Raw genomic sequence first — 6,641 nt, forward strand, 5'->3', positions numbered from 1 at the left:
CGTTTTGAACCTGTCTGTATTGAGAAAGGAAGCGACTTCATGTATTTAGCGTCCTATTCGTGGAAAAAGGCCAGCGAGCTCACGGCGAAGCATGGGGAGGGGATCGTCGCCCTCCTGCCCATCGGCAACCTGGAGGAACACGGCCCGATCGGCCCCCTTGGGACGGACTACATTATCCCGGAGTCCATGGCGTCCACGATCGAGGCCAGGCTGCCGGACAAGGTGCTCGTCCTCCCCACGATGCCCTACGGCGTCAGTCCTTCGTTGAAGGCCTTCCCCGGCACGGTGGACATCGGCGAGGAAGCCCTCACGGGCGTTCTCAAGGGCATCGTGGACGCCGTGTTGAGCTGCGGCGTACGCCGCGTGCTGTTCTTCAACGGCCACGGCGGCAACTGGCCCGCCCTCAGCACGGCGGCGCTCTACCTGTACCAGCGCGGAGGCCAGGCGGCCCAGATCGACTGGTGGGTGACCTGCGCGGAGATGAAGGCGGAGTGGAAGTGCGGCCATGGCGGCGGCATCGAGGCCTCCGCGGCCATGGCGGTGAGGCCGGACTGGGTGCATCCCGAAGACTGTTTTGCGAGCGAGGTCGTCCACTTCAGCGACACGCTCCGAAACGTCCACATCCATAACGTCCTATTCGAGGGCGCTACGGTGAAGATGATCCGCAACGCCAAGGACTCGATTCCTTCAGGCGACGCGGGCTACGACGACAGCCCGAGCCGCGCCAGCCGGGAGACGGGACAGGCCATCGTCGACGCCGTGGTGGACTATACGGTCCGCTTTATCGGGGAGTTCTCGAAGATCGACCTCAGCGTCGGCCGCGAGGAGGCGTGAGCCGCCCAGGGGCGGTTTCGCGTATAATAGCGGCGTGCCCCGGCGGGGGCCAAGACGCGCCTTGAGGAGGGATGCGACGAAATGGACGGGAAGAACCTGAAGAAGATTGTGGAGCTGCGCCACGAACTGCACGCGCACCCGGAGCTCGCGATGCACGAGGGCTGGACGAAGCGGTGCTTGATGGACTTCATCGGGGCGAACACGACGCTTGCGGTGGTGGACTGCGGCGGGTGGTTCTACGCCTCCCGATACCGCGAGGGGACGCCTGCTGTCGCCTTCCGCGCGGACATGGACGCCCTGCCGATCCCGGAGACCATTTCGCTCCCCCATGCGTCAGAGAACCCGGGCGTATCGCACAAGTGCGGCCACGACGGGCACAGCGCCGCCCTCTGCGGCCTGGCCCTGGAGCTGGAGGCCATGGAGTGCCCCCGGTCCGTCTACCTGATCTTCCAGCAGGCGGAGGAGACCGGACAGGGGGGAGCCGCCGCAGCGGCCCTGCTGCCGGAGCGTCACGTTTCGGAGGTCTACGCCTTCCACAACCGGAGCGGCTATCCGGAGGGCAGCGTCATCCTTCGGAACGGCCTGTGCCAGTGCGCGTCCAGGGGGCTTACCGTCCGCATGACGGGCCGTCGGTCCCACGCCAGCGAGCCGGAGAAGGGAAACAACCCAGCCTTCGCCCTGGCGGCCTTGGTGGCGGAGGTGAGGGCCCTGTTGGCGCGCCCCCACCGGGGGATGGTGCTGGCCACGGTCGTCAACCTGTCGGTGGGCCGGCGGGACTTCGGCATCTCGCCGGGCGAGGGCGAAGTGTCCATGACGCTGAGGGCCGACGACGAGGCGGAGATGGAGGCCTTCGAGGCGGAGGTGCGGGGCCGGGCCATCGCCCTGGCCACGGCGGAGGGCCTGGAGGTGGGGTTCGACGTTTCGGACCCCTTCCCGGCGACGGTGAGCGACGCGGGCTGCGTCGCAAAAATCGAGGCGGCGGCCGGACGGCTGGGACGTCCGGTCGTCTGGATGGAGGCCGCTTGGCGTGCGTCGGAGGACTTCGGCCACTACACGAAGCGGTGTCCCGGCGCCATCTTCTACGTCGGGAACGGCGCGGACTGGTCCGCGCTGCACACGCCGGAGTACGACTTCAACGACCGCATCCTCGAAGCGGCGGTGGACGTGTTCCGCGAGGTTTACCGGGGCGCATAGCCGTCGGCGAAACGCCTTCGAGTTCGAGGGAGGCGCCTGTGGAAAGAAAAGGATGCGCCCGGCGTCATGCCGGGCGCATCCTCGTGCGTAGGGATTGCGTGCCGCTTAAAGGAGGCGACGCGAAGCGCGCTAGAGCTCCTGAAGGTATTGAAAGAAATCTCGAATGGCCTTGCCGTTGGTCCAGGCGATGTTGACGGAATGGCTGAGCTGCAGCTCCCCGTCGGTGTGGATCAGGGTGTGGCAGACGAAGGCTCTGTCCGTAAATTCGAGGTCGAACTTGAAGCGGACGTTGAAGCTCTCGTCCATGGCCATGTACTTGCCCTCGTCGGACTCGTACAGCGCCAGCCCCTTGTTCAGCATGGTTCGTTCAAGGTACTCAACGATGACGCTCGAGATGTTTTTCATCCGGTACCTCCTTTATCGACGGCGCCGGCGGCCCTCCGAAACGGCTAGTCGCCGTGCTTTTCCATCGGAATGGCCGCCATACCGTGCTTCGTTCGATAGTCGTTCAGCGCGGCGTGAATGGCCTCCTCCGCCAGGACCGAACAGTGCATCTTGACGGGTGGAAGTCCGTCAAGCGCCTCGGCTACGGCCTGATTGGTCATATCCCAGGCTTCGTCGATGGTCTTGCCCTTGATGAGCTCGGTCGCCATGCTCGACGAGGCGATGGCCGACGCGCACCCGAACGTCTTGAACTTTACGTCCTCGATGACGTTCTGATCGTTCACCTTCAGGTAAATCTTCATGATGTCCCCGCACTTGGGGTTCCCCGCCTCGCCCACCCCGTCCGCGTCCTTGAGCTCGCCCACGTTGCGCGGGTTGGTGAAGTGGTCCATCACCTTCTGACTGTAATCCAGTGCCATGCTATCCCCTCCAAAAAGGGTGTTCTTATTGTACCTCATTCTCGCCGGGAACGAAAGAATCCCCGTAAACGAAAGACACTGAAACGGGGCAGATTTTCCTCTGGTGAAGCGCCCCCGCCTCGGTCTACAGCTCGCCGATCCCCTTGAGGTAGTCCTCCCACAGGGGGGACATCTCGCGGCGCCGGGCCACGATCTTCGGCAGCACGTCCAACACGTAGTCCACGTCCTCGTCCGTCGTTTCCCGGCCAAGCGTCAGGCGCAGGGAGCCGTGGGCCATCTCGTGGGACAGCCCCAGGGCCAGCAGCACGTGGGACGGGTCCAGGGACTCGGAGGAACAGGCACTGCCCGTGGAGGCGTAGATGCCCTTCGCGTCCAGGTCCAGCAGGAGCGTCTCGCCCTCGACGCCGATGAAGCTGAAGTTCGCGTTGTTGGGCAGGCGAAGTTCGCCCCGGGCACCGTTCAGCTTCGCGTGGGGGACCTTCGTCAGGATGCCGTCGATCAGGCGGTCCCGCAGGGCGGAGATGCGGGGCTTGTCCTCAGGAAGCCGGGACTTCATGAGGACAATGGCCGCCCCCAGCCCCACGATGCCCGCGATGTTCTCCGTGCTGGCGCGCCGTCCGTGCTCCTGAGCGCCGCCGTGAATGAAGTTCTCGAGGCGCAGGCCCTTCCTCAGGTAAAAGGCCCCCGTCCCCTTCGGGCCGTACATCTTGTGCGCGGACAGGGAGAGCATGTCGATGTTCAGCGCCCGGACGTCGATGTCCAGCTGGGCCGCCGCCTGTACGGCGTCCGTGTGGAACGGGATGCCGCGCTCGCGGCACAGCTCGCCGATCTCCCCGATGGGCTGGATGGTCCCCACCTCGTTGTTGGCGAACATTACGGAAACGAGGCCCGTCCGGTCCGTCAGGGCGGCCTTCAGGTCCGAAACGCGCACCCGCCCCTCGGAGTCCACGGGCAGGTAGGTGACCTTGAGGCCCTCCACCCTCTCCAGGTAGGCCGCCGTGTGGAGGATGGCGTGGTGTTCGATCTGGGTCGTGATCAGATGGTCCTTGCCCTGGGCGCGCATCCGCTCCATCGTGCCCTTCAACGCCCAGTTGTCCGCCTCGGTGCCGCTGGCGGTGAAATAGACCTCCGACGGGTCCGCGGAGAGCGCGGCCGCCACCTGTCCTCTGGCCTTTTCGATGGCCTCCCGGCTCCCCCTGGAGAGGGAGTAGACGGAGGACGGGTTGCCGTAGACTTCCGTGAAATAGGGCGTCATCGCCTTCAGGACCTGGGGGTCCGTGGGCGTCGTTGCCGCGTGATCCATGTAAACGCTTTTCATAGTACAGAACCTCCCTTCCGCAGGTCCCTTGGTACGTCCCGCGGTCAGTCCTGGTTTTTCGGTCGCTTCCCTCCCGTTGCAAAGGGCGGGAAAACTCCCATCCGACGCGCCTATGGGTGGGCCTCCTGGCGCTTCACCGCGCGCGCTACGGCGGCACGCCGCAGCGGGTCCACCGTCTTCCTTGCCCGGAGCGCCCTGTCCTTTTTGGCGAGGTCCTCCAGGGTCGTGCCGTCCAGGATGCCGTCGATGGAGATTCGTAGCCTGTTCCAGAGGTCGAAGGTCGAGCAGGTGGGGGCGTTCGCACAGCCCTTTTCGCTCTGGCAGGAGCCGAAGAGGATCTCCTCGCCCAGCGCGGCGATGACCTCCGATACCGTGATCTCCTTCGCCGGACGCGCAAGGAGATAGCCGCCCTGAGCCCCTCGCACGCTCTTCAGGATGTTGCTGCGGCGAAGCTTTGCGAAGAGCTGTTCGAGGTAGTTCACCGGAATGTTTTGACGCCGTGCGATATCGCTGACGGAAACCGGAGCGTCCTGCTGCTGAACGCAGAGGTCCGTCAGCGCTCTCAGTCCGTATCGGGTCGTGGTTGACAGCTTCATTGCGTCATCTCCCTTCTTCCGCAAAGCATAGCATATCGTATTAAGCCCATCAAGATTTGAAACGTCATGCGTTTGACGTATTCTGGCGCTTTTGCACGTCCGTTTTTTTGATGACGTGCTATAGTTATAACAACCGAGTAAAAACGCCTGAACCCTTGGAAGCGCTTTGTTAATAGGCTAAAGTGGTCTTTCTGGCCGCTGGGCCGCCGTTCAATCGACCCGATCAAATCGAGAGGAGATGCTTTTGCATGGCTGTGGACGAGAGGGTAACGTTGTCGCTGGACTTCCCCGACGGGCTTCCCGCGCGCCCGGAGTTCGACCCGCAGTACCGCCGCGCGCCGGACCGTGGGTACACCCTGAACGAGAAGGAAACGGTGCTGGCCCTGGCCAACGCGCTGCGCTACATCCCGGAGCGCTTCCATCGGGAGCTTGCGCCGGAGTTCCTGGAGGAGCTGCGCACGCGGGGTCGCATCTACGGCTACCGCTTCCGCCCCGAGGGCAAGCTGTGGGGCAAACCGATCGGCGAGTACCGGGGGCGCTGTGCGGAGGGGCGCGCCTTCCAGGTGATGATCGACAACAATCTGGACTTTGACGTGGCGCTCTACCCCTACGAGCTCGTCACCTACGGCGAGACGGGGCAGGTGTGTCAGAACTGGATGCAGTACCTCCTCATCAAAAGGTACCTGGAAAACCTGACCCAGGACCAGACGCTGGTGGTGGAGTCGGGGCACCCCCTGGGGCTCTTCCGGTCCAGGCCGGAGGCGCCGCGGGTCGTCGTCACCAACGCCCTGATGGTGGGGCTCTTCGACAATCAGGAGGAGTGGCACCGCGCCATGCAGCTCGGCGTGGCGAACTACGGCCAGATGACCGCGGGCGGCTGGATGTACATCGGCCCCCAGGGCATCGTGCACGGCACGTTCAACACGGTGCTCAACGCCGGTCGGAAGAAGTTCGGCAACAAGCCGGACGTGCTGAAGGGGCGCATCTTCGTCACGTCCGGCCTGGGCGGCATGAGCGGCGCGCAGCCCAAGGCCGCGGACATCGCGGGCTGCGTCTCCATCACGGCGGAGGTGGACGAGTCCCGCATCCGGACGCGCCACGACCAGGGCTGGGTGCAGGAGGTCTGCCGGACGCCGAAGGAGGCCTTTGACCGGGCCCAGGAGCAGATGAAGAAGGACGACGTCCACTCCATCGCCTTCCACGGCAACGTGGTGGACCTGCTTCAGTACGCTGTGGACGAGGGCATCGGCATCGACCTGCTCTCCGATCAGACCAGTTGCCACGCGGCCTACGACGGGGGCTACTGCCCGGCGGGCATCACGTTCGAGGAGCGCACGCGCCTCCTGAAGGAGGACCCGGCGCGGTACCGTGCGCTGGTGGACGAGACCCTGAAGCGCCATTTCCGTTTGATCAAGGCGTTGGTGGACCGCGGGACGTACTTCTTCGACTACGGCAACGCCTTCCTGCGCACGGTGTTCGACGCGGGCGTCACCGAGATCGCGAAGAACGGCAAGGACACCTACGACGGCTTCATCTTCCCAAGCTACGTGGAGGACATCATGGGCCCCATGCTGTTCGACTACGGCTACGGGCCCTTCCGTTGGTGCTGCCTGTCCCGTGACCCCGAGGACCTGCGGAGGACGGATCGGGCGGCCATGGACTGCATTGACCCGGACCGCCGTCAGCAGGACAAGGACAACTGGATCTGGATCCGGGACGCGGAGAAGAACGCTCTCGTGGTGGGGACCCAGTGCCGCATCCTGTATCAGGATGCGGAGGGGCGCGTGCGCATCGCGCTGAAGTTCAACGAGATGGTGCGCAACGGGGAGATCGGGC

The 6,641-nt window shown here is 64.6% G+C and carries 7 protein-coding genes; 3 read left to right on the forward strand and 4 right to left on the reverse strand.

Features of this window, described 5'->3' with window-relative positions:
• Positions 1 to 39 precede the first annotated feature (39 nt).
• Complete coding sequence (locus tag Q0629_RS05320; protein WP_298779858.1) at positions 40 to 834, forward strand: creatininase family protein; 795 nt, start codon at positions 40 to 42, stop codon at positions 832 to 834.
• 81 nt (positions 835 to 915) lie between these two features.
• Entirely contained in the window at positions 916 to 2,028 is a 1,113-nt protein-coding gene (locus tag Q0629_RS05325) for an amidohydrolase (protein ID WP_298779859.1), read from the forward strand.
• Between the two features lie 129 nt (positions 2,029 to 2,157).
• Here Q0629_RS05325 and Q0629_RS05330 read toward each other — a convergent pair whose 3' ends face one another.
• The 4 genes from Q0629_RS05330 to Q0629_RS05345 form a co-directional block, all read right to left on the reverse strand.
• Positions 2,158 to 2,433, reverse strand: coding sequence for a hypothetical protein (locus tag Q0629_RS05330; protein ID WP_298779861.1), 276 nt, complete (start codon positions 2,431 to 2,433; stop codon positions 2,158 to 2,160).
• A 44-nt stretch (positions 2,434 to 2,477) separates the two neighbouring features.
• Positions 2,478 to 2,891 carry a Fe-S cluster assembly scaffold protein NifU gene (gene nifU, locus Q0629_RS05335; protein WP_298779863.1) on the reverse strand — a complete coding sequence of 138 codons (414 nt, stop codon included), beginning with the start codon at positions 2,889 to 2,891 and terminating at the stop codon, positions 2,478 to 2,480.
• A 124-nt stretch (positions 2,892 to 3,015) separates the two neighbouring features.
• Positions 3,016 to 4,209, reverse strand: coding sequence for a cysteine desulfurase NifS (gene nifS, locus Q0629_RS05340; protein WP_298779865.1), 1,194 nt, complete (start codon positions 4,207 to 4,209; stop codon positions 3,016 to 3,018).
• Positions 4,210 to 4,319: 110 nt separating this feature from the next.
• Positions 4,320 to 4,805 (reverse strand): Rrf2 family transcriptional regulator, encoded by a 486-nt coding sequence (locus tag Q0629_RS05345; protein ID WP_298779867.1) that lies wholly within the window; start codon positions 4,803 to 4,805, stop codon positions 4,320 to 4,322.
• A 248-nt stretch (positions 4,806 to 5,053) separates the two neighbouring features.
• On the opposite strand from Q0629_RS05345, the gene Q0629_RS05350 reads away from it, so the two are divergent.
• On the forward strand, positions 5,054 to 6,641 hold a 1,588-nt coding region (locus tag Q0629_RS05350; protein ID WP_298779870.1), incomplete at its 3' end, for a urocanate hydratase.

The sequence above is a fragment of the uncultured Fretibacterium sp. genome, assembly GCF_938030725.1.
Classification (GTDB): Bacteria; Synergistota; Synergistia; order Synergistales; family Aminobacteriaceae; genus Fretibacterium.

Excerpts from the sequence above, each read along its gene's own strand:
- Q0629_RS05320 (WP_298779858.1), top strand. The coding sequence starts at position 40 with ATGTATTTAGCGTCCTATTCGTGGAAAAAGGCCAGCGAGCTCACGGCG.
- Q0629_RS05325 (WP_298779859.1), top strand. The coding sequence starts at position 916 with ATGGACGGGAAGAACCTGAAGAAGATTGTGGAGCTGCGCCACGAACTG.
- Q0629_RS05330 (WP_298779861.1), bottom strand. The coding sequence starts at position 2,433 with ATGAAAAACATCTCGAGCGTCATCGTTGAGTACCTTGAACGAACCATG.
- nifU (WP_298779863.1), bottom strand. The coding sequence starts at position 2,891 with ATGGCACTGGATTACAGTCAGAAGGTGATGGACCACTTCACCAACCCG.
- nifS (WP_298779865.1), bottom strand. The coding sequence starts at position 4,209 with ATGAAAAGCGTTTACATGGATCACGCGGCAACGACGCCCACGGACCCC.
- Q0629_RS05345 (WP_298779867.1), bottom strand. The coding sequence starts at position 4,805 with ATGAAGCTGTCAACCACGACCCGATACGGACTGAGAGCGCTGACGGAC.